The organism is Thermobifida alba (assembly GCF_023208015.1).
GTDB lineage: Bacteria > Actinomycetota > Actinomycetes > Streptosporangiales > Streptosporangiaceae > Thermobifida > Thermobifida alba.
The window spans coordinates 2,809,250-2,834,427 of sequence record NZ_CP051627.1 but is presented as its reverse complement, the minus strand read 5'-3'; the positions used below and the strand labels follow the sequence as shown (position 1 = coordinate 2,834,427).

Here is a 25,178-nt window from a genome sequence, read left to right as displayed (position 1 = left end):
GGAACCCCCCGGACCGTGCGGCCCGTCCCTCCCCGGGGAGGGACGGGCCTTCGTCGTGTCCGGGGCGTCGACCCGCTCCCCGGGGCCGCCGCTCCCGCCGGAGCGTCACAGCCAGGTCAGCCGGGACTCGGTCTCCGACGGGTAGGGGTCGGTGGCGTAGTGGGTGTACAGCAGGCGCGACCCCGCCGGGCTGGCGGTGTAGACCGGCTCCCCGGCGGAGATCCACCGGTTCCACGCCCGCGCGAACGCCTCCACGCCGCGGCGGTTGCGGCCCAGCAGGGCGGGCACGGCGTGGAAGACCGCGGAGTTCTCCGGGGCCCGGCCCAGCAGCCAGTCCGCCCCCAGCCGCCGGGCCTGGGCCGCGTCGGCGGGACGGTCCAGGCGGTAGCGGTTGATGATGTAGCGGGGGCTGCCCACCAGCGGGGAGATCACCTCGTCCAGGGCCATGCCGAACGCCTCGGCCTCGGCCGGACCCGCTCCGGCGAACGTGAGCCGGAAGGTGCCGTCGGTGTCGATGTCCAGCCGCAGCCCCTCCGCGCCCACCGGGAAGTGCCCGGCCTCGTACATCGCGTCGGCGACGGCGTAGCCGAACCGGAGGATGTCGGGCTCCCCCGCCGCGGCCTCCACCAGCTGGGCGGCGCGCTGCACCTGGGGGCCCCGGGAGAGCAGCCGGTAGGCGCAGACCGCACCGGAGACCCCCGCCGCCGTGGCCCCGCCGAGCAGCGGGGGCAGCCCGAACGCGGTGGCCACCAGTAGCACCGCCGCCGCGGTCAGCGGCACGGAGAACAGCGTCTTCCACAGCGGGGGCAGGTGCAGCCGCTCGGCGGTGTCCACCCCCACGCGGGCGGGGACCGCGGCCGGCGGTCGGGGACGCTGCCCGGCCTGGCGGGGGGCCAGCGCGGCCCGGTGCCGCTGCGGGCGGACCCGGACCGTGGCCAGGAGTTCGTCGGTGTAGGGGGAGCCGATCCGCCAGCGTTCGCGGGTGTCCTCGCGGTCCTCGGCACGCCGCAGCATCCGGGCGTTGATCGCGCCGAACTGCTCCACCGGCGGCGGCTCGTAGGGGGAGAGGGCCGGATCGACGTGCGCGACCCCGCTCATCACCTCGCCGTCGGCGGCCGCGCCCAGGTAGCCCTCGTGCTTGCGGACGAACCGCTCCCAGTCGGCGCTCCCCTTGGGGTGGGCGTCGCTGACGCAGACCACGGTCCAGGTGTGCGCGGTCTTGTCGGGCCAGGACGGGTCCAGCCGCAGCGCGCGGCCGCGCCCCTGCACCACGGCGGTGGGGGTGGTGGCGGTGGTCAGGTCCACGACGGTGTTGACCCGCGGGGCGTTCCACCCCTCGCCGAGCAGGGCGCGGGTGCCCACCAGGAGGCGGCAGCCGCCCGCCTCGAAGTACTCGGTGACCAGCCGGATCCAGGTGCGGGAGGTCCAGCGGCCCTCGACGCGCACCAGCGAGCCGCCGGAATCCACCTCCACCAGGGCCAGTTCCAGCGAGGGGCGGCGCTGCGCGGCGAAGGCGATGAACGCCTCGGCGGTCCGGGGGGCCGCCGCGACGGTGCGGCCGGTCACCAGCATCGGGCACAGGTCCCGGGTGCGTTCGTCGGCGACCAGCAGCTCCAGTTGCAGCCACGCCGACCCCGCCTGGCTGTCGAGGACCTCGCGCAGCCGCGCCGAGGGGCGCACGCTGGCCCGTTCGTGGTCGCACAGCACCAGCGCGCGCAGCCGCGGTCCCAGGAAGGCGGACTCGGCGGCGACGATCTCCACGGTGCTCTGCGACTTCGCGGCGCTGCGGGCCAGCACCCGGTCCACCGGGGAGCGGCCGCCGCGGATGCCGTAGCGGGTGAGCGTGTAGCCGATCGCGGGAAGCGCGGTGCGGATACGCTCCAACGCCTTGGCATCGGGGTCGTCGGCGATGCCGTTCGGGCCGGCCGGGACGCCCTCCCGTTTCCCGGGGGACAGGCAGTTGAACACGTAGTCGCCGAGCAGCGCCATCCAGTCGTCGGCGGTCGGGGCGCTGCGGTGCCGCTCCAGGACGCGCGCGTCCGACGGCAGCGCGAACAGCCCGGCGTGGTGCAGCCGCAGCGCCGCGTCGGTGAGTTCGGGCTCCTGAGCGGCCAGCTGCGCCCAGCCGAGTCGTTCCCCGCTGTCGGTGACGCGCTCGTCGAACCGGCGGCGCAGCCAGGTCAGGAAGTCGGTCCGGGCGAAGCCGGGGGTGAGCAGGTCGGTGCAGAGCTCGGTGAACCGCAGCCCCTGCTCGGCGATGTAGGCCTGTTCGTCGGGGGTGGGCTCGGTGATCCAGACGAGTTCTGCGAAGGGGGCCAGGTAGCCGTCGCGGACCAGGGCCGGGATGGACACGCCGCGCACCGGGACGCCGAACAGGGTGTCGACGAGCGCGGCCTCGCCGGCCGTCAGCGTCTCGGCCGGGGTGCCGGTCAACCCGAGGACGTGGGCGTCCGGCAGTTCCCGCAGCACCTCCGCGAGCAGCCGCCCCCACATCTGGAGCAGGTGGTGGCACTCGTCCAGGATGACGGTGATCGGGCCCGCCTCGCGCAGCGCCTCCACCAGGGCGCTGCCGTTGCCGTGCAGCCTGCCCAGCAGGGACAGCTCGTTGCCCTCCTCGTCGGTCTCCGCGTCCGGGTCGAACACCGCCAGCGACGGGTAGGTGAGGACGGTGACGTCGTGCTCCAGGGAGCGCTGGGTGCCCGCGGTGCAGCCCTCGGGGCGTTCGAACTCCCGCCACTGGGCGACCCACTGGTTCTGGATCGCGGTGTTGGGCACGAACACGACGGTACGGCGGCCGATTCGGCGCGCGGCTTCCAACCCGACCAGGGTCTTGCCCGCCCCGGGGGGAAGCACCACCCAGGCGCGCCGGTCCCCCGACGCCCAGCGGGCCTCCAGCGCCTCCAGCGCCTGACGCTGGTAGGACCGCAGTTCACCTGGCCAGCGGGCCGATTCGACTCTGTTCATCATGGTGTGCGCGGTACGGCGACCCAGGCCGTCAAGCCGGGGAGGAAACGCGGCCTCCTCTCCTCTGCCGGGAGGCGCGGTGGACGGCGGCGCGGGGCCGTCGTCCGCCACGCGGGGACAGGACGTCAAACGGACTGGTGGAACACATGGGCGCGGACCCAGGCGTGCATCGCCACCGCGGCGGCCGCGCCCGCGTTGATGGAGCGGGTGGAACCGAACTGGGCGATGGACAGCACCGAGACGCAGACCTTGCGGACCTCCTCGGACAGGCCGGGCCCCTCCTGGCCGAACACCAGGACGCAGGAGCGGGGCAGGGGATAGGTCTCCAGGGAGACCGCGCCGGGAAGGTTGTCGATCCCGATCAGGGGCAGGCCGCGGGCCTCGGCCCAGGCCACCAGGGCTGCGGCGTCGGGGTGGTGGTGGACGTGCTGGTAGCGGTCGGTCACCATCGCACCGCGCCGGTTCCAGCGGCGGCGTCCCACGATGTGCACGGCACGGGCGCCGAAGGCGTTGGCGGTGCGCACCACCGAGCCGATGTTGAAGTCGTGCTTCCAGTTCTCCACGGCCACGTGGAAGGGGTGGCGGTGGCGGTCCAGGTCGGCGACGATCGCCTCCCGCCGCCAGTAGCGGTAGCGGTCCACGACGTTGCGGCGGTCGCCGTTCGCGAGCAGTTCGGGATCGTAGTGGTCGCCTGCGGGCCAGGGCCCCTCCCAGGGGCCCACCCCCACCTCGGGGGGGTCGGGCTCGGCGGGGCCGGGAGAGTCAGGGGGAACGACCTGTTCACTCACGCGGTTCAGCTTAGGCGGCACAGGAGCGGTCACGCTATCAAGGGCGGGGTGGGCAACCGGACTCGGCGGGTGTGGCCGGTCCGCCGTCCGGTGCCCGGTCCCTGCGGACCGGGCACCGGACGGTTGTGGCGGAGGTGGTCACCATGCGTTTCTCTCCAGGCTTCGGACGCTTGGTCCAGAGTCGCACAGAACCACCGCCCGACTCCAGACCGGTTCCGGCCATCGCCGGTCAGGAACGGGCGGTCCGCTCCTGCGGCGCCAGTTCCTGACCCGGGGCGGGCAGGCGGGAGCCGGTCTCGGGGATCTCGACGGTCACCATGTCGTGCGGCACCGGGCAGCCCTTGGGGAAGGTGCCGATCCGCGCGGGGTCGTAGCCGTTGGGGTAGCTCTTGACCTTCGGGTTCTTCTCCGCGCGGTAGGGCTCCACCCGCGGCGGCATGAAGCGTACGATCCGGGCCCGCAGCCGCATCGCCAGGTGGGCCGCGGTCCGCCAGAACCGCGACGGCCGGTCGTAGCGGAACGCCGTGATCAGCCGGTCGTCCAGCAGGGCCATGGTGAACTTCCGGAAGACCGGCTGCTGCCACCGGGGGTTGTAGCCGACCATCAGGTCCAGGGTGGCGTCGGAGACGGCCCGGCCGCCCTCGCTGTAGCCGAAGTGCTCGATCTCGTAGGAGTCGAACAGTTCGTAGAACTCGGCGTAGGTCTCGGGGATCCCCTTGATCCCCATGTGCTTGCCGAGCATCCGGTAGTAGTTGGTGCTGGCGGTGATCTCGTGCTCGGTGAGCCTGCGCCAGCCGTAGCCCAGGTCGTTGATCCAGCGCACCGGCATGACGACGAAGGTGCTGAGCACGTAGAGGTAGTCGTCGTTGGAGATGTCGTAGGAGCGGTGCATCTGGTTCATCCGACGCAGCGCGTCCCGCCCGCGGCCCGGTTCGAAGCCGTGCCGCATGATCTCGGTGAGGATGATGACGGTGTCGTCGGAGCGGCGCTGCGTGCGCTCGGTGAACTCGCGGGTCTCGGCGAGCAGTCGCCCGATGCTCGGCACCGCGTAGGTGCGGTACAGGGCCAGGCTCAGCGCCTGCTCGATGTCCCAGGGGAACTCGTGCGTGGTGAGGATCTCCGTGATCCGGCGACAGTCGGCCTCAGCGTCGAGTCGATGGATCTCGTCGTACCAGTCGAAGCGTTTCACGGGGGATTTCTCCAGCCGGTTGCGTGCCGTGTCCGGCTCCGCCCGGGGTGTCCTGGGCGAAGCCGAATCCCATTCGTACCCTAGGAAGTTTTCGAGCTCGGGGGGAGGGGCGAAAAACCTTGCAAAGATGATCACGGTCGACGGTCGCTGCCCGGGCGGCCGCCGCGGCCCTCACACCCCGCTGGCGACCCTGCCCTGGATGTACTGGATCAACGCGACCAGCACCTCCTTGCACGACTCGCGGACCCGCGCGTCGCACAGCAGGACCGGGACGTCCCCGCCGAGGCCGAGGGCGTCGCGCACCTCCTCCGGCTGGTACACCGCGGCTCCGTCGAAGCAGTTCACCGCCACCACGAACGGGATGCCGCGCCGTTCGAAGAAGTCCACCGAGGGGAAGCAGGTCTCCAGCCGCCGGGTGTCGGCGATGACCACCGCGCCCAGCGCCCCCGCGGCCAGCTCGTTCCACATGAACCAGAACCGCTCCTGGCCCGGGGTGCCGAACAGGTACAGCACCAGCTCGGAGCTGATGGTGATCCGCCCGAAGTCCAGCGCGACCGTGGTCGTGGTCTTGTTCTCCACCCCGGACAGGTCGTCCACGCCCAGACTGGCCTCGGTCATCACCTCCTCGGTGCTGAGCGGGGTGATCTCGCTGACCGAGCCGACCATCGTGGTCTTGCCCGCGCCGAACCCACCCGCGACGAGGATCTTGAGCGCCGCCGGCAGCGGTGCCGGACCGCGGTCAGAGTCGTTGGATGCCATCGAGTACCGCCTGAAGGACGTCCCGGCCGACCACCGGGTGCTGGATCGTGTAAGGGGCGCGGGCGAGCATGTAGCCGCGCGTGATCAGGTCTCCCATCAGCACTTTGACCACGGCCACCGGGATGTCCAGGCGGGCCGACACCTCGGCCACCGACAGCGGACGGTGGCAGAGGTCGAGGATCGCGAGCTGCTCCGGTTCCAGGGACAGTTCGTCCACCTCGCCGCGGACCGCGATGACCACGCTGATCATGTCCAGTTGGACCGTGTTCGCCCCCTCGCGGCCCTCCGTCATCACGTAGGGCCTCACCGGGGAGCCGGGACCGTCGGAAGTCTCGTCCGGCGTGTGCCGATCGGACATGGCTGCTCTCCGCTATCGCGTCGGGATCGTGGAGGCCTGACCGCTGGCCGTCGACTGGTCGCTGTTGCGGGGGGAGGTCTCCAGGAACCGTCCCACCTGCTCCACCAGCACGTTCATCTCGTAGGCGATGAGCCCCACGTCGGACTCCTCACCGGCGAGGACCGCCAGGCAGGCGCCGCTGCCCGCACCGGTGACGAACAGGTAGGCGTGCTCCATCTCCACCACGGTCTGCAACACCCGGCCGCCTCTGAACTGGCGTCCGGTGCCCTGGGCGAGACTCTGGAAGGCCGAGGCGATCGCGGCCAGGTGTTCGGCGTCCTCGGTGCTCATCTCCCGGGACTTGCCGATGGGCAGTCCGTCGGAGGACAGCACGATCGCGTGCTGGGCGCCGACCGCACGTTCGACCAGTTCGTCGAGCAGCCAGTCCAGATCTCGGGGTGCGTTGTCGGTCACTGTGCATCCTTCGGGGTGTCGTTCAGCCGCTTCCTGCCGTCCTCGCGGCCCCTGCGGGTGCCCTGTTGGAACGCGGTCAGGGTCTCCCGGAGGCGCGATGGACGGTCCGGATCGTTGACGGACGGTCCCGTCTGCCGGGCGGAGTCCGTCTCCTGGATGGGGTCATCACACAACTGGGGGGCCAGGTTCGTCTGGGGGACCCGGCGGGGCAGCGGGGGACGGCCGTCCGTGGCGGCGGACTCGAAGCGCTGCCCGGCGGCGGATTCGCCGGAGGGGCGGGAGGAGCCGTTGGCCGTGCCGCCGTCGGAGAGTTGGGGGAACGTGCTCACCCCGGGGACCCGCCGCGGCAGCCCGGTCGTCGGCGGAGCGGGCGGTTCGGCGGAGGCGGGCGGCTCGATGAGCATGTCGCCGTTGGGGCGGGAGAGCACCGGCTGGGGGCCGCTGGGCGGCGAGGAGTCCTCGGACTCGGCGCTCTCGGCCGGGGCGTGCACGTCGCGCGGGGGAAGGGGGCGGTCCTCCGGCTCCTCGTCGCCGGAGTCGACCGTGCCGAGCGCGGCCGGGGTGGTCGGCGGATCGACGATCAGGGCCGGGGGCAGCAGCACGATGGCCAGCACGCCGCCGTAGGGCGAGGTGCGCAGCTGCACCTTGATGTTGTGGCGGCGCGCCAGGTGCGAGACCACGAACAGCCCCAGCCTCGTCTTCTCGTTCAACCGCATGACGTCGAACTCGGGCGGGTTGGCCAGCATCTCGTTGGCCGCGTCGAGCTCGTCCTCCTTCATGCCCAGGCCGCGGTCCTCGATCTCGATCGTCACCCCGTTGGGCACCCGGTCGCCGCGCAGGTGGACCCTGGTGTGCGGCGGGGAGAACGTGGTCGCGTTGTCGACCAGCTCGGCGATGAGGTGGATGACGTCGGCGACCGCGCCGCCCTGCACCGAGACGGGGGCGATCCGCTGCCGCTTGACCCGGGAGTAGTCACCGGACTCCGAGATGGCGCCGCGCAGCACGTCGATCAGCGGCAGCGGGTGGTGCCAGGTGCGGCCGGGGTTCTGGCCGCCCAGGATGAGCAGGTTCTCGGCGTTGCGGCGGGCGCGGGTGGCGAGGTGGTCCAGCTTGAACAGGTCGGTCAGCTGGTCGGGGTCCTCCTGCTCGCGCTCCAGTTTGTCCAGCAGCCGCAGCTGGCGGTGGACCAGGGTCTGGCTGCGGTGCGCGATGTTGAGGAACACCCGGTTGATGCCCTGGCGCAGCTGCGCCTGCTGCACCGCGGCCTCCACCGCGGTGCGCTGCGCGGCGTTGAAGGAGCGGCTCACCTGGCCGATCTCGTCGTCGGCGTCGCTCAGCGGCAGGACCTCGGCCGCGACGTCGACCGGTTCGTTGCTCTTCAGCCGCTCCACCAGGTCGGGCAGGCGCTTGTCGGCCAGTTCCTGGGTCTGGTCGCGCAGCCGCAGCAGCCGGTCGACCAGCTGCTGAGACGAGCGGGTCGAGAACAGCAGGACCAGCACGGTGACCCCGGCCACGCTGAGCGAGCCCAGGACCGCGGTCAGGATGGACCAGTTGGCGGCGTCCGCCTGCAGATCCGCGGCCAGGGTCGCCTGGCTGGCGCCGATCTCGGTGAGGGAGTCCTTGACCGGCAGGTACGCGGCCCGCCACTCCTCCTCGTCCACCGGCATGCTCAGGTCCTCCACCTCCTGGCCGGTGTAGGGGTCGAACGCGGTGTCGATCATCCGGTCGGCGATCTCGTGGATGAGCTCCTCCATCCGGAGGTACTCCTCGTTGCCCCGCAGCGAGTCCAGCATGTTCTTCTGCTCGGGGCCGAGGTAGTCGTCGACCGCGTCGAGCATGCCCCGGTAGGCGCCGATCCGGTCGACGAAGGCGTGCTGGTCGTCCATGGAGAACTCGTCGGTGGCGAAGCCGTGGGACAGTTTCGCGTCGGCCTGGGCGAGCAGGTCCACGACACGGAACATGTAGGTGGCGCTGATCGACGGGCCGACGAGGTCCGCGGCGGGAACGGTGCGGGACTGCTCGTCGAACAGGTCGGCCCCGGCCATGACCAGCCCGTTGTAGTACTCCTCGACCTCCTCGTGGTCCCACTGCCCGTTGTCCACCCGGGCGCGGGCGTCGGCGACCGTGGCGAACTGCTCGTCCAGGTGGGCGATGCGCTTCTGGACCCGCTCGGGGGCGAGCGGGGACAGTTCGCGGAAGTCGCCGAGGATGGCGCTCATGCGCTGGTCGACGTCGGCGCGGACGGCGGCGAGGGTCTCCCGGGTCTCCTGGGGGCGGTCCAGGTAGGCCGCGGTCGCCGAACGCTCGTCCATGACCGCGGTCAGCGCCAGGGCGGAGGGGAGCAACAGGCGCTCGGTGGAGTTGGCGTAGGAGTACCGGATGACCGCGTCGTAGGACAGGTAGACGGTGCCGATCAACCAGAGGACGATCAGCGCCGCCGTCGGGGCGAGGACGATTCTGCGGAGGCGGGTCCTGATCGACGGATTCCGCTTTTTCTTGGCTGCCTGCACTGCTCTCCTAGAGGACCGGGGGGTCGCCGAGCACACGCGGGGAGGGTCCGACGGACACTGTGACGACAATGACGGCCGGAGCCGGGTCTGCCCCCCGTGCGAGAATGGGGGCGACGGGGTGTGCTGAAGCACGTAAGCGGTCAAAGGGTAAGGAAACCAGCAAGGATCGTACCGTGTCCAACGCCACGCAGATCATTTCAGACCGATCTGAAGTGTGGCGTAAGCGGTAGAAGAGACAAATCCGTGGTCGCGGCGCTGGTCAGAGCGCATCTCCGGTCAGCTCCAGGCGAAGAACCCCAGCAGGCAGCCGATGAGGAGAATGCCCGACGCCAGCCCCAGGAAGAGCACGCGCGACCACAGGGTCAGCCACGGTGCGGCGACGATGCGGGCGCGCTGCGGTTCGTCCGGGTCGTAGCAGACGGTGACCGGGTCGCCGTACCGGGCGGCCGACCAGGAGGAGTTGTCGTGGAGGGCGAGCACCTCCTCGCCCTCCTCGGTGCGGAACCGCACGACCATCCTGGCGGTGCTGCTGGTCTCCGCGTAGCCGACGATCCTGCCCTCGGCCCGTTCGCCCCGGCGGCTCAGCAGCCACGCGGCGACGACGTCGCGCACCAGCCACGTCAGGGACAGCAGGCCGATCCCGATCGGGAGGAGGGGATAGTACAACTCCATGAGTCGTTCCGGAAGGGTCGGGGGCCGGTGGTTCGGGGTCCGTCAGCGCGGAGGGGCTCCCGGGGCAGGGGGAGGCTCCGGACCCAGGATCTCGTCGACGATGCCTTCGCCGATGTCCACGCCGTAGCCGATGTTCTCCAGGTCCGCGGCGAGTCGTTCCAGGGCCGCCGCGTCGGGTGCGGCGGGCGACGGCGCGGCCTGGAGGAGGCGCGGGACCGCGGCCTCCAGGTCGCCGGTCGCCGCGTGCATGCGGCGGCGGACCTCGGCGTGGCGGCCCTCGACGTACCGTGCGCGGTCCCGGGAGTACGGGTCGGGGGTCGGCGCGTGCGCCAGGGCGGCCAGTGCGTGCGCGCGGCGGGCGAGGTGGTCGATGGAGGCGGCGATCTCGGCGGTCCGCCAGACCATCTGGCGGACCCGTTCGCCCAGCGGGCCGTCCGCCAGCGGGGCGGCCAGTTCCGCGAAGGAGGCCGCGGCCGCGTGCGCGCGGCGGGCGCACTCGGCGTCGGGGTCCGCCGCCGCGGGGGAGGCGGGCGGTTCCGGTGCGGGGGCGGGGGAGGGGAACAGGAAGCCGAACACCAGGACCGCGGTCAGCCAGATGATCACGCCGATCACCGCCGCCGCCCAGACGGGCAGCGTCACCGCCCAGGCCAGTCCGCCCGCGACGGCGCCGCACAGCAGCCACCACGGGTTGGCGAACCTCCGCAGGTGCACCGCTTCCTCCCCTCCTCCGCTCCTCGGCCGTCAGAAGTTGGAGATGACGGCCTCGAACACCTCGCCGATGCTCTCCGGGTCGGAGGAGTCGTAGGCCGCCGCGTCGGTGGCCTCGGCGATCCGCGTCATCGTGTCGAGGTCGGCCTCCTCGCCGTAGCTGATGGTGAAGACCCGCACCCCCTGCTGTCCGGACTCCGGGGTGATCCGGTCGAGCAGTTCCTCCAGGCCGATGCCGTTGAGGTCCTCGTTCCTGCCGTCGGTGAGGAACACCACCGCGTTGATGGCGTCGGACCGGCTGTTCTCCGCGACCAGGGTGTGCGCGGCCAGCACGGTGTCGTGCAGTCCGGTCCCGCCGCCCGGCGGCAGGTTCGCGATGCGTTCGACGATCTGGTCCCGCCGGGAACCGCCGTCGGCGGGCTCGCCGAGCGGACCGAGGGGGACCAGCTCCCGCCAGTCCTGCCCGTTGGCCTCCAGGTCGGTGCTGAACATCCACAGGCCCACGTGGTCGCTGTCGGAGAACTCGTCGATCGAGGTGATGGCGGCGTCCTTGGCCAGTTCCAACCGGGTGGTCCCGGTGCCGGGGACGGCCTCCTGCATCGACCCGGAGGTGTCGATGACCAGCAGCACGTTGGCGGGTTTGCGCAGCTCCGCCCAGTTCTCCAGCATCGCGTCGAGCACGGTCGCCGACGGCAGCGGAAGCTCGGCGGGCTTCGCGGGGAGCACTCCGTTGTCCTCGCGCAGCAGCTCTCCCGTGGCCCCGTCGTGGCCGCGGAACGCGTTGTCCAGGAACAGCTGCTGGGCCTCGTCGCCGAGCAGGTACTCCAGGAAGTCCGCGGCGGCGGCGCGGCGGGGCTCGTCGGCCCAGTCCAGGACCACGTAGGGGTGGTCCGACATGAGGGTCCCCTCCTCGGGGTAGACCGCGACGAGCGGCACGTTCGGCAGTTCGGCCCCCTCCGCGCTCTCCGGGTCGCCGGTGGGGTTGCCCTGGTTGTAGTGCACCACCGACATCTCCTCCACCGCCACCGCGGAGACGTAGGTGAGCCCCTGCCCCTCGGCGTCGGCGCGCTGCAGGTTGGCCAGGAACGTCATGGTGATGTCGCCGTAGTGCACGATGGAGCGCTCCACGGCGCTGACGAAGGCGCGGGTCCGGCTGGAGTTGATGTCCTCGACGGTCAGGTCGGAGGCCAGCCCGGTGCCCGCGAAGTAGGTGCCGATGGTGGCGTTGAGCCCGGACGTGGAGTAGTTGGGGTTGGTCTTGCCCATGCGGAACTCGCCCCACTCGGGGTGGCCGACGGAGCCCCAGCCGTCCGCGCTGTCGGCGAGGTCGTGCAGGTCCGCCCAGCCCAGGTCCTCCTCGGGCCAGCCGAGGGCCTCGGCCATCGGCCGCGGCATGGCGATGACCAGGGGGGAGTTGGCGATGGAGGGGGTCTGGTCCGGGATCAGCGACGCGCGGTCCTGCTCGGCCGTGCGCTGCCGGGCGATCTGCACCCACCCGGAACTGGCCGGCGACCACACGTCGGGCCGCGGACCGTACCGCTGCTCGTCCCACTCGCCGGAGTCCAGCGCCTCCAGGGTCTCGCCGGAGGACTGCTCGACGACCGAGACCTCCACGCAGCCCTCGTCGATCCGGGTGCCGCTGTAGTCCTCGGCGAGCTGCCGCATCACCCCGGCCTTCTCGGGGGAGGCGGCCACCGTCAGGGTGACGGCGTCGTCGGAGCAGCCGAACAGGGCCAGCGAGGGCAGGTTCGCGCCGGTGGACACCCACCGGACCAGGGCGATGACGACGACCGCGACGACCGCGACGATGAGGAGGGGCAGAAGCCGACGCTGCCGCTTCGGAGGTGCCGGTGGTGCCTGGTAGACCAATGAGATCCCGTCCCTTGATACCGCTCTCGGTCCTGACTCCCTGATGCCTTAGAGGGAGGGTAGGCGGAACCGGTTGCACCTTGGGAAAAACGTAACGATTGTGATGAAAGTGCAGTTTGTCGGATTGTTGGTGGTGACGTGGCGCGCCCCCGAGGCGCCCCGGAAGGCGCGCCGCGTCACCGCCGGTCACCAGCCGCCCGGCACCGGCTTGCCCTCGTTGTACCCGGCGGCGCTCTGCACGCCGACCACCGCGCGCTCGTGGAACTCCTCCAGGGTCGCGGCGCCGGCGTAGGTCATGGCGCTGCGCACCCCCGCCACGATCATGTCGATCAGGTCCTCCACCCCGGGACGCTCCGGGTCCAGGTACATCCGGCCCGAGGAGATGCCCTCCTCGAACAGGGCCTTGCGCGCCCGTTCGAACGGCGAGTCGTCGGCGGTGCGCAACCGCACCGCCCGGGCCGAGGCCATGCCGAAACTCTCCTTGTAGAGCCGGCCCTCGGCATCCCGCAGCACGTCCCCCGGGGACTCGTAGGTCCCGGCGAACCAGGAGCCGATCATCACGTTGCTCGCCCCGGCCGCCAGCGCCAGCGCCACGTCGCGCGGGTGCCGGATCCCGCCGTCGGCCCAGACCGACCGGCCGAGTCCGCGCGCCGCGGCGGCGCACTCCAGCACGGCGGAGAACTGGGGGCGGCCCACCCCCGTCATCATGCGGGTGGTGCACATCGCCCCCGGGCCCACCCCCACCTTGACGATGTCGGCGCCCGCCGCGACGAGGTCGCGCACCCCTGCGGCGGTGACCACGTTGCCCGCCACGACCGGCACCCGCGGCCCCAGGGCGCGCACCCGGCGCAGCACGTCCAGCATCTTCTCCTGGTGGCCGTGCGCGGTGTCGACCACCAGGGTATCCACCCCCGCCTCCAGCAGCCGCTCCGCCCGGGCCGCGACGTCGCCGTTGATGCCGACGGCGGCGGCCACCCGCAGCCGTCCCGCGGCGTCCACCGCGGGCTGGTAGAGGGTGGCGCGCAGCGCGCCGGTGCGGGTCAGCACCCCCACCAGGGCTCCGGAGCCGTCCACCACGGGCGCCAGGCGGTGCCGGGAGTCGTGCAGGATGGCGAACGCCTCCCGGGGGTCGGTCCCCGCGGCGACGGTGAGCAGTTCGGTCGACATGACCTCGTGCAGCTGGGTGAAGCGGTCCACCCCGGCGCAGTCGGCCTCGGTGACCACGCCGAGGGGGCGGCGCCGGTCGTCGACCACGATGACGGCGTTGTGCGCCCGCTTGGGCAGCAGGTTCAGGGCGTGGCCGACGGTCTCGGCGGGGCCGAGGGTGATGGGCGTGTCGTGCACCAGGTCGCGGGTCTTCGTCCACCGGACCACGTCCGCCACCACGTCGGTGGGGATGTCCTGGGGGAGGACCACCAGGCCGCCGCGCCGCGCCACGGTCTCGGCCATCCGGCGGCCGGCGACCGCCGTCATGTTCGCCACTACGATGGGGATCGTGGTACCTGTACCATCATGCGATGCCAGGTCAACGTTCATCCGGGAACCAACAGATGAACGTTGGGGAACCATGAACACGTCGCCGTAGGTCAGGTCGTGGGTGGGCACCTGGTCGTTGAGAAAGCGCACGTCCACCTCGGTTTCGATGTAGGGCGGTCTCGGCGAAAGACGCGACCCGGTCCCCCACGCCACGCCTTTCTGCTCTGATTATGGTTCGCCAACCGCCGCCCCGGGCAGTGCGGTGACCGCCGGCTCTCCCGTTTCACCCTTCCTCTCGGGGAGGTTTGTGTCCCCGTGGCCGCCGCGGCGGAGGCGTTCCCCGCGGTGCAGAGGACCGACCCCGCACAGGAGCAGCACGAGACCATGACAGCCTTCACGCTCGCCGAAGTCCGGGAGCGCACCTACAAGAAGCGCGACGCCTGGTGGACGGTGTTCCTGGTGGACCCGCTCGCCGGACGGCTGGTCGTCTGGACCGCCAACCACACCTCGATCACCCCCAACCAGCTCACCCTCGGAGCGGGGGTGCTCGGCCTGGCCTCGGCGGCCTGCTTCACCCAGGGGAGCTGGCCGTGGCTGGTGGCCGGGGCACTGCTGTTCCACCTCAGCTTCGTGCTCGACTGCATGGACGGCAAGATCGCGCGGCTCAAGGGCACCGGCTCGGTGTTCGGGGCCTGGGTCGACTTCGTCTTCGACCGCATCCGCTTCTTCGCCTGCATGATGGCCCTGCTCCTGGGCCAGTGGGTGTACACCGGCGAGATCGGCTACCTGCTGCTGGCGCCGCTGCTCACCTTCTTCGACCTGCTGCGCTACCTCAACGGCCCGCAGATGGCCAAGACCCGGCGCAGCATGCGGCGGCAGCTGGGCGAGGCGCTGCTGGGGCGGCGGAGCGAACCGGTCGTGGAGGACCCGGAGAGCACCGAGACCGAGGAGGCGGTGCAGCCCGAACAGCGGGACAGCGGAGAGGTGGCTGCCGCGGTCTCCGTGGAGAGCGTGTTCACCAGGTTCCGCGGCTACCAGAGGGTGCGGGACGCGCTGCTGCGCCACCGGGTCCGCCCGCACCTGTTCAGCGGGATCGAGTTCGAGATGTTCGTCTGCGTGCTGGCGCCGCTCACCGCGGTCGTCTCGCTGTTCACCCCCTGGCCCAGCCTCATCGTCCCGGTCGCGGTCTTCGCCAGCGTCGCGCTGATGCTCTTCGAGACCGTCCTGGTGGTCAAGCTGTGGCTGGACACCCGGGCCTTCGAGGCGAGGATGCGGGAGCTGACCGCCGTCGACTGACCGCCGGAGCCCGCGGCCCGGGGAAGCCGACGACGGTCCCCCGGGGCTCAGGAGCCGGCGCGCTGTGCGCCGGAGCGCGCCTCCCCCGGCCGCGCGGACCGCAGCACCCAGGACGCGTCCGGTTCGACCAGCGGACGCAGCACCGCCCGGACCCACGGCAGGCACAGGAAGAAGACCAGGGCCAGCCCCAGGGCGGTGTTGACGGCCAGCCCGAGCACCCCGTCGGCCAGGTCGTACCAGCCGAGGTGCTCGGCGACGCGCAGCAGCAGCGAGTGCCCGAGGTAGACGTAGAGCGTGTAGGCGCCCAGCCGGGTGACGGCGCCGGAGCCCCGGGGCACCAGCGCGAGCAGGGCCGCGGTCAGCGACAGGGCCGCCAGCATGCACCCGAGCCGCAGCAGCAGACCCGCCCCGAGCGGGTCGATGTCGCGGTCGACCAGACTGGACCGCCAGAAGAACCACTCGAACTCCAGGTACCGCGCCGCGGGCACGGCGACGACCGCGGAGGCGGCGACGGTCAGCACGGCCAGGGCACGCACCCACCCGCGGCGCAGCACGTCGAGGTGCTCGGGCCGCAGCAGCAGGCCGAGCACGAAGAACGGCAGCAGGCTCAGCAGCCGTCCCAGGCCGAGGACGTTCTCCAGCTCCACGAAGGCGGTGGCCAGCGAGACGCCCACCGCCGTGGCCAGCGGCCAGCGCAGCCGCTGCCACACCGGGACGCTCAGCCGCCAGACGAACAGGGCCACCAGGAACCACAGGGTCCACGCCGGCTCCAGCGGACTGGCCGGAACGCCCCGGTCCAGCAGGACGGCCAGCAGCACGTGCAGCCCCCAGAAGATCAGGTAGGGGACGGCGACTCCGAGGACCAGCTTCTCCACGCGCCGCGGCGACGCGTCGAACGACTTGGACAGATAGCCGCTGATGAGGATGAAGGCCGGCATGTGGAACGAGTAGATCCACATGTAGACCGCGTCGACCACGGGGGTCCCCCGGATGGGTTCGATCGCGTGGCCGATCACCACCAGGGCGATGAGCAGGAACTTCGCATTGTCCAGACGGGAGTCGCGGTGCCGGGAGGCCGACGCGGACGCCGTGTCCCTCCGGCGGTTGGTCACAGAAGTCAAGAGGTCTCCGAAACACCGTGCGGGGTCGGGGTACCGGGCAGCCGGGCGGCGGACGACGAAGCGGCGCGCCGTCTCTCTAGCCGGTGACACCGGGAAACTTCTGACAGAAGCATAAGAGAATACTGGGAAAATCCACAGGAATACGTGTGAGTGGGACGGCACACCGCGCTTTCGCGGGCCGGACGGGCCCGGGTCCCGCCGGTCGGGCAGGGGAGCCGGAGCGTCCCCGGGCGGCACAGGACGTGTTGAGATTCCCGTCGCGGGTCGCGACAATCGTTGCGGGTCGCGTGGATTCCGGCGGGGCCCCAGCACGGTCCGTAACCATCGAACCGAAGTCACGAAGGCGGTGGCAGCAGTGCCGCAGGCGGTCGATCCACGACGTGTCGCAGAACACGGCAGCGAGGTCATGCGACTCGTCGACGAGATCTTCCCTCTCGTCGAGGGGTTCTACGTCGACCTGCACCGGAACCCGGAGTTGTCGCACCAGGAGCACCGCACCTCCCGGGCCGTGGCCGAATGGCTGTCCCGTGCGGGCTACGAGGTCGCCACGGGAGTGGGCGGCACCGGCGTCGTCGGTGTCCTCCGCAACGGGGAGGGACCCACCGTGCTGCTCCGCTGCGACATGGACGCCCTGCCCCTGGAGGAGCGGACCGGACTGCCCTACGCCAGCACGGCGCGCGGCACCCTGCCCGACGGCCAGGAGGTGCCGATCATGCACGCCTGCGGCCACGACGCGCACACCGCCTGCCTGGTCGGCGCGGCGGACCTGCTGGCCAGCTCCCGCGACCACTGGAGCGGCACCCTGATGGTCGTCGCCCAGCCCGGCCAGGAGACCCTCGACGGCGCCGAGTCCATGCTCGCCGACGGGCTCTACGAACGGTTCGGACGCCCCGACATCGCCCTCGCCCAGCGGGTCGGCCCGCAGCCCGCGGGCATGATCGCGCACCGTGCCGGAGTCCTCCTGGGCATGTCCAGCACCGTGCGGGTGCGTGTCTTCGGCAGCCCCGGCCACGGCGGGTTCCAGCCGCAGACCGGCGTCGACCCGGTGGTCATCGCGGCCTCCATCGTCACCCGCCTGCAGACCGTCGTCGCACGCGAGGTCAACCCCAGCGAGATGGCGGTGCTCACCGTGGGGGTGCTGCGCGCCGGAACCAAGTCGGACCTCGTGCCGGACGAGGCCTACCTGGAGATCAACACGCGCTGCCTCAACGAACGGGTGGCCGACCGGCTGCACGCCGCCATCGAGCGCGTGGTCAAAGCCGAGGCCGCGGCCTCGGCGGCGCCCCGCGAACCCGAGGTCACCGTGGTGCGGGGAGCCGGACTGACCCGCAACGACGCGCAGCAGACCCGTGCGCTGGCCGCCGCGCACCGCGCCTACTTCGGCGACCCCTACGTGATCGACCTGCCCGAGCCCTTCACCCTCGGGGAGGACTTCGGCTCCTTCGGACTGCCCGACACGGAGGAGCCGGTGCCGTACGTCATGTGGCTCCTCGGCTCCACCCCCCACGACGTGTGGGCCGCCGCTCCCGGTGCCACCCCCTTCGACAAGCTCGCCTCGGTGCCCGGCTCCCACTCCTCCCACTTCGCCCCCGACCGCGAGGCCACGCTGCGCGCCGGCCTCGCCGCGCTCACCATCGGCGCCCTGACCTACCTGGGACGCACCTCTGGACCGGGACGGGCGACGTCCGGCCTGGCGAGAAGCGGACGCCCCGGCAACCCCGACGACGCCGACTCGACGCAGAACGCGGACATGGCTGCGTTGCTGGCCGATGACGACGAGGGTGAGTCGACGCAGAACACGGATATGGCTGCGTTGCTGGCCGACGATGACGAGGGTGAGTCGACGCAGAACACGGATATGGCTGCGTTGCTGGCCGACGATGACGAGGGTGAGTCGACGCAGAACACGGATATGGCTGCGTTGCTGGCCGATGACGACGAGGGTGAGTCGACGCAGAACACGGACATGGCGGCGCTGCTCGCCGACGACGAGGACGAGTCCACCGTCCACGCCGACATGGCCGAACTGCTGAACGACCCCCCGCCGCCCCCGCGGGGCCCGACCCAGGGGACCCTGACCGGCCCCTCCCCCTCCTTCCGGCCGCCCTCCGGGCCCGCGTTCTCCGCACCTCCCCCCTCGGGGGCGCCGGTCGACGCCCCGCCGCCCCCGGACGCCCACCCCGACGAACCACCGCACCGCTACTGACCGGTGACGCCCGTCCGCCGACGCCGGCGGACGGGCCACCGGAGCACCGGCCGACCGCCGCGGGCCGCCCCGGAGAACGGACAGAATGGCCGCATGACACTCTGGGGCCGGGAGAACCGGCGGCGGAACCGGTCACTGCGCCATCCACAGGAGAACCGCCTGCTGTGGATCTGCGTGTCCGTCACCGGGCTCACCGTGGTCGGCACGCTCGACCGGGCGATCTCCGAGCACAGCACCCAACCGCTGCTGGTCCTTCTCGTCCCGGCACTGGTGTTCTTCGTCCGCGGCCAGCTGTACGCGCGCCAGCGGGTCAACGGCGTACGCATCACCGAACACCAGTTCCCCGAGGCGTACCGGATGGTGGTCGACGCCGCCCGCGCCTTCGGGATGCCGCGGCCTCCCGACGCCTACCTGGTCCCGGGCCACGGACAGGTCAACGCGTTTGCCTCCGGGCACGGCCTCCGCCGCTACGTCGCGATCACCAGCGACCTGTTCGAGATCGGCGTCCGCAACGGCGACCCCGACGCGCTCCGGTTCGTCATCGGACACGAGGTGGGCCACATCGCCGCCGGGCACGCCTCGTTCTGGCGGCAGTTCGGCGTCTCCATCGCCCATCTCATCCCCGGGCTCGGCAGCTCCCTCAGCCGGGCCCAGGAGTACACCGCGGACAACCACGCCTACCGCTTCTGCCCCGAGGGAGTCCACGGCCTGTGCGTCCTGGCCGCGGGCAAGTACCTGTACGACAAGGTGGACTTCACCGAGATCGCCGACCGGGCCCGCACCGACCAGGGCTTCTTCGTGATGCTGGTGAACGTGCTGTCCACCCACCCGGTCAACACCTGGCGGTTCGCCGCACTGCGGGACCGCGACCGGCCCGGCCGGGTCTTCTGAACGACGACCGCCGCCCCGGGCCGGGGCCGCCGCGAACGCGCCCCGGTCACGACGCGGCGTTCGCGTACTCCTTCGCCAGCTGCGGCGGCAGCGGCTCGTGCCGCAGGTACCTCCGGCTGAACGTGCCGGTCCCGTGCGACAGCGACCGCAGTTCCACGGCGTAACGGACGATCTCCAACTGCGGAACCTCCGCCTTGACCAGCACCCGTCCCCCCGGCGCCGGATCGCTGCCCACGACCCGGCCGCGGCGGGCCGACAGGTCGCTCATCACCGTGCCCAGGTACTCCTCGGGCACCAGCACCGCGACCAGGTCCACGGGCTCCAGCACCGCCAACCGGGCGTGCTCCGCCGCGTCCCGCAGCGCGAGCCTGCCCGCCTTCTGGAAGGCCATGTCGGAGGAGTCCACCGAGTGCGCCTTGCCGTCGTACAGCGTCACCCGCAGGTCCACCATCGGATACCCGGGGTGCACCCCCTGCTCCATCTGGGCGCGCACCCCCTTCTCGACCGAGGGGACGAACTGGCGCGGCACCACGCCGCCCACGGTCTCGTCCACGAACTCCAGCCCCGAACCGGACGGCAGCGGCTCCACCCTGATCCGGCAGATGCCGTACTCGCCGTGCCCGCCGCTCTGCTTGACGTTGCGGCCCAGGCCCTGGGCGGGAACGGCGAAGGTCTCCCGCAGCGGGACGACGACCTCCTCGGTGCGCACCGCCACCCCGTAGCGGTGGGCGAGCCGGTCCAGCACCAGCGCCAGGTGGGCCTCGCCCAGACACCACAGCACCATCTGGTGGGTCTCGGAGTTGACCTCGACGCGCAGCGCGGGGTCCTCCGCGGTCAGCCGGGACACCGCCTGGGAGAGCCGGTCCTCGTCGGCGGTGTGCTCGGCGCGCACCGCGGTGGGCAGCAGCGGCTCGGGGAAGGACCACGGCGGAACCCGCAGCGGCCGGTCCGGCCCGGAGAGGGTGTCGCCGGTCTCCGCCCCGGTCAGCTTCGCGATCGCGCAGAGGTCACCGGCGACGGCCCGCCCCACCGGCTGGGTCTGGCGGCCCAGCGGAACAGCCAGCGGACCGATCCGCTCGTCGCTCTCGTGGTCGGCGCGCCCGCGGTCGGCCAACCCCTTCCCGCACACGTGCACCGTCTGGTCGGGACGCAGCGTCCCGGAGAACACCCGCACCAGACTCACCCGGCCCACGTACGGGTCGCCGACCGTCTTGACCACCTGGGCCAGCAGCGGCCCGTCGGGATCGCAGGACAGGCCGTCGACCGGGACCCCGGACGGGGTGGTCACCGGCGGCAGCGGCCGCTCCACCGGACTCGGGCAGGCCAGCGGCAGCTCCCGCAGCAGTTCCGGGACGCCCACCCCGCTCAGCGCGGACACCGCCAGCACCGGGTGGAGGCCGCCGCGCGCCACGGCCGCCTCCAGGTCGGCGACGAGCATCGTGCGGTCCAGCGGCTCGCCGGCCATGTACCGGTCCATGAGCGTCTCGTCCTCGCTCTCCTGGATCACCCCCTCCAGCAGCGCGGTACGCATCGGTCCGGTCTCGGCGAGCAGTTCCGGCGTGGGCTCGGCCTCCATCGGGACGCCGCCGGAGTAGTCGTGGTAGCGCTGGGACAGCAGGCCGAGCAGGCCGTGGACCGTGCGCGACTCGTCTCCGCCCTGGAACACCGGGACGTAGGCGGGCAGGACCCCCTCGCCGAACTCCGCCTGGCACTGGGCGACCGCCTCGAAGAAGTCGGCGCGGTGGTGGTCGATCTTGGTGACGGCGACGGCCCGCGGCAGATCCAGCGCGGCGCACTCCTCCCACAGCATCCGCGTGGGCTCGTCGACCCCGTCGACGGCCGAGACCACGAACAGCACGGCGTCGGCGGCGCGCAGCCCCGCGCGCAGCTCCCCCACGAAGTCCACGTACCCCGGCGTGTCCACCAGGTTGACCTTGACGCCGTCCACCCACAGCGGTGCCACGGCGAGGTTCACCGAACGCTGCTGGCGGACCTCGGACTCGTCGTAGTCGCTGACGGTGGTGCCGTCCTCGACCCGCCCGGCCCGGTTGATTGTGCCGGAGGCGGCCAGCAGCGACTCGACCAGGGTCGTCTTCCCGGCTCCGGAATGGCCGACCAGGGCCACGTTGCGGATGTCGTGGGGCCGGTCGGCCGCGGGTGCCCTGCGGGCGGTCGCGGAACCCGACTTGTCCGCCATCATCACCACTCCCCCCGAGGTGACGTCGCCGCGCCCTCCCCCATGTGACGCGGGACACCTCTACCGTCACCCGTGTGGTCGGATATAACAAGACCGCTGTGCCGGGAAACGGGTGATCTTTGCTTTTTTCGTGGAGCGGGCGGCGCGGCACGCGGCGGAGCGCAGAAGTGGGGCTGCCCTCCCTCGTGCCGGGAACCCCGCTGCGGCACGATGGGAGGCATGCCCGACACTGTGCGCGACCGGGAGGCGGACCGCCCCCGCCGGACCCGGCGCTGGCTGGAGACCTCGGACGGAGTACGACTCGACTCGATGCTGCTGCGCGGGACCCGCCCCCGGGACGGCGCCGTGGTGCTGGCCAACGGCTTCACCGGGACCTGGCGCAGCCCGCACACCACGGCGATCGCCGAACACCTGCTGGCCGTGGGCGACGTGCTGACCTTCGACTTCCGCGGACACCACGCCTCCACGGGCGCCTCCACCGTCGGCGACCAGGAGGTCCTCGACCTGCGGGCGGCCGTGGAGCACCTCAGGCAGCAGGGGTACACCCGGATCGCGACCGTGGGATTCTCCATGGGAGCGGCCGTGGCCGTCCGCCACGCCGGCATGTTCGGCGGCGTCGACGCGGTGGTCTCGATCAGCGGACCCAGCCGCTGGTTCTACCGGGGCACCACCCGCATGCGGCTGCTCACCTTCGGGGTGGAGCGTCCCGCCGGGCGGCTCTTCCTGCGGCTGGCCCGCAACGTGCGGGTTCTCGACCGCCCCTGGGACCCGGTGCCGCTGGATCCCACCGAGCTGGCGGGATCCGTGGCGCCCGCCGGGCTGCTGGTGGTGCACGGCGACGCCGACTCCTACTTCCCCGTCGAGCACGCCCGGCGCATCCACGAGGCGGCCCGGGGAGTGAGGGAGCTGTGGATCGAACCGGGGATGGGCCACGCCGAACGGGCGGTGGCCGAGCAGCCCGGACTCGTCGACCGCCTCGCCGCCTGGCTCGCCCCCCACCTCGGCCCCCGGGAGTAGCGGGGCGGGCGGGTCCCGGAGAGCGCTGAGGCGTCCGGGACCCGCGCGGTCACCACGACGAGATGTGCACGTGGTCGTAGTGGTTCTGGGTGATGCTGCCGCGGTCCGACATCGGCTTCCACCCCGCGCCCGGGTTCCGGGAGTCCCAGATCTTCTGCTCCCAGATCACGTACATGACGCCGAGCCGGTCGGCGTTGGCCTTGGCGTACTCGGCGATCTGCCAGCCGAGGTCCCGGTTGGCGGCGGAGGGCATCGCACCGCCCGCGCTCATCATGAAGTCGCAGGCCCGCCCCGAACCGTGCTCTCCCGGATCGCCCGGACGCAGGCAGCCGACCGGGTAGGGGGCGCCGAAGGTGCTGATGATCTCGTCGCGGATGGCCGCCATGCGCGGGGTGGCGCCGTCGAAGCCCCAGCCGCGCGCGCTGTCGGGGACGCTGCCGGTGCCGGTGGTGGCGGGCACCTGCTCGGCCTCGTACTCCTCGATCTTGGCCAGCACCTCGTCGCGCTGCGCCTCCAGGTCCTCGACCAGTTCCTCGGCCTCGGCCAGCTTCGCGTCGGCCTCCTCCTTGGCCTGCTCCGCCTCCTCCTGCAGCTCCGTGAGGGCGGCCACCCGCTCGCCGCTGATGTGGGAGACCTGGCCGATCAGGGCCGCGTCGGAGAGCATCTGCTCGGGGGAGCTGCTCACCACGATCTCGATGACGGGGTCGAAGCCGCTGCTCTTGTACTGGCTGGCCGCGATCACCGCCACGTCCTCGCGTGCGGCCTCCAGCTTCTCCCGGATCTCGTCGAGCTCCTCGGCAGCCTGTTCGGCCTCCTCCTTGGCGCTGGTGTACTGGACGAGTTCGGCGTCGTACTCCTCTTCCAGGGCTTCGACGCGCTCGTTCAGCTCCTCCAGGGACGGCTCGTCGTCGGGGTCCGCGTAGGCGGAGGGGGAGAGGACGAGGAGAAGCGCCGTGGCGGCGGTGAGGACGACGGCGCCGCGGCGACGGGCCGAAGAGGAGGGGGAAACGACGGGTCTGCTCACTTGACTCGCTCCGTGGGAGGGACCTGTGGCCGTGGAGAAGCGGGGCGGGGGTTTCCCAGGGGCCACGTGATGCTGAGCAGACTTTATGAGATCTTCTCGTGATATGCCTAGTCGATTCCTGCTATTGACTGAAACAGGTCACAGACTAGGACTTTCCTCCGAAAGCCGACGGAAGGGGTGTGGCGGGGGCCGGAGCCTCCTGGGAACGCAGGAACCAGGGGGAGCGGCGGACCTCGCGCATGGCGGCGCGCCGGGTCTCCCGGTCCAGCCGGTCCAGGTACAGCACTCCGTCGAGGTGATCCGTCTCATGCTGGAGGCAGCGCGCCATCAGACCGGTCCCCTCCAGGGTGACCGGCTCGTTGCGCAGGTCGACCCCCTTGACCACGGCGCGCCGGGCACGCCTGGTCGGATACCACAGGCCGGGCACGGACAGGCAGCCCTCGTTGCCGTCGTCCTGGGTCTCCTCGGACAGCTCCACGATCTCGGGGTTGATGACGTAGCCGATCCTGCCCTCGACGTTGTAGCTGAACGCGCGCAGGCCCACCCCGATCTGGGTGGCGGCGACCCCGGCCCGGCCGGGGGCGTCCACGGTGTCCAGCAGATCGCGGACCAGGGCCTCGGTGTGCCGGTCGAAGGTGGTGATCGGTGTGGTCGGCGTGGTCAGTACCGGGTCGCCGAACAGGACGATGGCGCGCTTGGTCATGGATCAAAGACTAGAGCGTCGGCGGGGGAGGTCCCCCGGCTCCGGACGCCCGCGGCCCCGGCCCCGGGAGGCGGGATCCGTCCCGGGACCGCCTCCGCACCTCCTCAGGCCGGGCGGGGGGCCAGCGCGTCGTCCAGCACCATCTCGATGTAGTCCAGCGCCGCACGGCGCCGCTCCAGCGCGTTGCGGTACAGCGAGGGCAGCGCCGAGTCGCGGCGGATGCGCAGGCACTCGTTGACGATGCGCTCCCAGCGTTCGGGGAAGGCGTGCAGGGCGTAGAAGCCCGCCCCCGACTTGGAGGTGATCTCCCCGGTGCGCAGGGTGAAGTGGAGGCGGCTGACGCTGAGCACGCTCCAGGACGGAGCCAGGGAGCCCAGCACCGCCAGGCCGCGCGGGGTGACCAGGCGTCCCGCCTTGGCGCGCCACCGCCGCCAGTGCTCCTCCAGGTTGCCCAGCGACCACGCCCGCAGTGTGCCGGGCTCGTCCCAGATGTCCACCTCGACCGGCAGCGGACCGCGGATCGTCACCCCGCGCTCGGCCAGCACCCGCCAGGTGACGGGGTTGACGTCGGCGCTGGGCCTGCCCCGGAACCGGCCGCCGAGCACGGAGGCCACCGGACCGCAGTGCTGCGGATCGGTGGCGAGGTCGTCCCAGGTGACGTAGAGGCCGTTGAAGTGGGGACGGGGAAGGCGGCCGCGGATCCGGGAGTGCACCCGGCGGATCGCGGCCCGCTGGGCGTCGGTGAGCCGCTCGGTGGTGACCACCACGAAGTCGATGTCGCTGGTGTGGGGGCGGAAGTCGCCCAGGGCCACGGAGCCGGTGAGGTAGAGGCCCTCCACGAGACCGGGAAGCTCGTCGTCGACGGCCCGCAGGAAAGCCTCGGCCACGGTGCGCACCAGTGGGTGGACAGCCATCAGTCACTACTCCAGTCCAGTTGTTCCGGGACGGGTCGCGGCGTCGTGTCCGGCCGTCCGGGA

The 25,178-nt window shown here is 71.9% G+C and carries 20 protein-coding genes; 4 read left to right on the top strand and 16 right to left on the bottom strand.

Features of this window, described 5'->3' with window-relative positions:
* Positions 1–105: 105 nt before the first annotated feature.
* From FOF52_RS12550 to FOF52_RS12500, 11 genes are all read right to left on the bottom strand, one after another.
* Positions 106–2,967 carry a DEAD/DEAH box helicase family protein gene (locus FOF52_RS12550; protein ID WP_248590152.1) on the bottom strand — a complete coding sequence of 954 codons (2,862 nt, stop codon included), beginning with the start codon at positions 2,965–2,967 and terminating at the stop codon, positions 106–108.
* 122 nt (positions 2,968–3,089) lie between these two features.
* Positions 3,090–3,752 carry a TrmH family RNA methyltransferase gene (locus FOF52_RS12545; RefSeq protein ID WP_248590151.1) on the bottom strand — a complete coding sequence of 221 codons (663 nt, stop codon included), beginning with the start codon at positions 3,750–3,752 and terminating at the stop codon, positions 3,090–3,092.
* 229 nt (positions 3,753–3,981) lie between these two features.
* Positions 3,982–4,941: an oxygenase MpaB family protein gene (locus FOF52_RS12540; protein ID WP_248590150.1), complete on the bottom strand. Its 960-nt coding sequence runs from the start codon at positions 4,939–4,941 to the stop codon at positions 3,982–3,984.
* A 171-nt stretch (positions 4,942–5,112) separates the two neighbouring features.
* On the bottom strand, positions 5,113–5,700 hold the full coding sequence (locus tag FOF52_RS12535; RefSeq protein WP_248590149.1) for a GTP-binding protein: 588 nt from the start codon (positions 5,698–5,700) through the stop codon (positions 5,113–5,115).
* On the bottom strand, positions 5,681–6,058 hold the full coding sequence (locus tag FOF52_RS12530) for a DUF742 domain-containing protein (protein ID WP_248590148.1): 378 nt from the start codon (positions 6,056–6,058) through the stop codon (positions 5,681–5,683). The genes FOF52_RS12535 and FOF52_RS12530 overlap by 20 nt, the downstream gene beginning before the upstream one ends.
* Before the next feature lie 12 nt (positions 6,059–6,070).
* Entirely contained in the window at positions 6,071–6,511 is a 441-nt protein-coding gene (locus tag FOF52_RS12525; protein WP_248590147.1) for a roadblock/LC7 domain-containing protein, read from the bottom strand.
* Positions 6,508–8,928 (bottom strand): nitrate- and nitrite sensing domain-containing protein, encoded by a 2,421-nt coding sequence (locus FOF52_RS12520; protein WP_341849683.1) that lies wholly within the window; start codon positions 8,926–8,928, stop codon positions 6,508–6,510. Before FOF52_RS12520 ends, FOF52_RS12525 begins: the two co-directional genes overlap by 4 nt.
* Positions 8,929–9,297: 369 nt before the next feature.
* Positions 9,298–9,693, bottom strand: coding sequence for a DUF3592 domain-containing protein (locus FOF52_RS12515; protein WP_248590145.1), 396 nt, complete (start codon positions 9,691–9,693; stop codon positions 9,298–9,300).
* Between the two features lie 42 nt (positions 9,694–9,735).
* Positions 9,736–10,404 (bottom strand): hypothetical protein, encoded by a 669-nt coding sequence (locus tag FOF52_RS12510; RefSeq protein ID WP_248590144.1) that lies wholly within the window; start codon positions 10,402–10,404, stop codon positions 9,736–9,738.
* 30 nt (positions 10,405–10,434) lie between these two features.
* Positions 10,435–12,270: a substrate-binding and VWA domain-containing protein gene (locus FOF52_RS12505; RefSeq protein ID WP_248590143.1), complete on the bottom strand. Its 1,836-nt coding sequence runs from the start codon at positions 12,268–12,270 to the stop codon at positions 10,435–10,437.
* A gap of 186 nt (positions 12,271–12,456) precedes the next feature.
* A complete protein-coding gene (locus FOF52_RS12500; protein WP_248593851.1) occupies positions 12,457–13,896 on the bottom strand; it encodes a GuaB1 family IMP dehydrogenase-related protein in 1,440 nt (479 codons plus the stop codon).
* A gap of 234 nt (positions 13,897–14,130) precedes the next feature.
* On the opposite strand from FOF52_RS12500, the gene FOF52_RS12495 reads away from it, so the two are divergent.
* Positions 14,131–15,042 carry a CDP-alcohol phosphatidyltransferase family protein gene (locus tag FOF52_RS12495; protein ID WP_248593850.1) on the top strand — a complete coding sequence of 304 codons (912 nt, stop codon included), beginning with the start codon at positions 14,131–14,133 and terminating at the stop codon, positions 15,040–15,042.
* Between the two features lie 47 nt (positions 15,043–15,089).
* On the opposite strand, the gene FOF52_RS12490 is transcribed toward FOF52_RS12495, so the two are convergent.
* Positions 15,090–16,154, bottom strand: coding sequence for an acyltransferase family protein (locus FOF52_RS12490; RefSeq protein ID WP_341849831.1), 1,065 nt, complete (start codon positions 16,152–16,154; stop codon positions 15,090–15,092).
* 364 nt (positions 16,155–16,518) lie between these two features.
* On the opposite strand from FOF52_RS12490, the gene FOF52_RS12485 reads away from it, so the two are divergent.
* The gene (locus tag FOF52_RS12485; protein WP_248593849.1) at positions 16,519–18,369 is read left to right on the top strand and encodes an amidohydrolase; all 1,851 of its coding nucleotides are present in this window, start codon (positions 16,519–16,521) and stop codon (positions 18,367–18,369) included.
* Between the two features lie 93 nt (positions 18,370–18,462).
* Entirely contained in the window at positions 18,463–19,260 is a 798-nt protein-coding gene (locus FOF52_RS12480) for a M48 family metallopeptidase (RefSeq protein ID WP_248590141.1), read from the top strand.
* Positions 19,261–19,306: 46 nt separating this feature from the next.
* On the opposite strand, the gene FOF52_RS12475 is transcribed toward FOF52_RS12480, so the two are convergent.
* Positions 19,307–21,457 (bottom strand): elongation factor G-like protein EF-G2, encoded by a 2,151-nt coding sequence (locus tag FOF52_RS12475; RefSeq protein ID WP_248593848.1) that lies wholly within the window; start codon positions 21,455–21,457, stop codon positions 19,307–19,309.
* 219 nt (positions 21,458–21,676) lie between these two features.
* Here FOF52_RS12475 and FOF52_RS12470 point away from each other — a divergent pair, with 219 nt between their 5' ends.
* The gene (locus FOF52_RS12470) at positions 21,677–22,474 is read left to right on the top strand and encodes an alpha/beta hydrolase (RefSeq protein WP_248590140.1); all 798 of its coding nucleotides are present in this window, start codon (positions 21,677–21,679) and stop codon (positions 22,472–22,474) included.
* A gap of 49 nt (positions 22,475–22,523) precedes the next feature.
* Here FOF52_RS12470 and FOF52_RS12465 read toward each other — a convergent pair whose 3' ends face one another.
* The 3 genes from FOF52_RS12465 to FOF52_RS12455 form a co-directional block, all read right to left on the bottom strand.
* Positions 22,524–23,498 (bottom strand): coiled-coil domain-containing protein, encoded by a 975-nt coding sequence (locus FOF52_RS12465; protein ID WP_248590139.1) that lies wholly within the window; start codon positions 23,496–23,498, stop codon positions 22,524–22,526.
* A gap of 145 nt (positions 23,499–23,643) precedes the next feature.
* Entirely contained in the window at positions 23,644–24,201 is a 558-nt protein-coding gene (gene def / locus FOF52_RS12460) for a peptide deformylase (RefSeq protein ID WP_248590138.1), read from the bottom strand.
* A gap of 104 nt (positions 24,202–24,305) precedes the next feature.
* Complete coding sequence (locus tag FOF52_RS12455; protein WP_248590137.1) at positions 24,306–25,115, bottom strand: nucleotidyltransferase domain-containing protein; 810 nt, start codon at positions 25,113–25,115, stop codon at positions 24,306–24,308.
* Positions 25,116–25,178 lie beyond the last annotated feature (63 nt).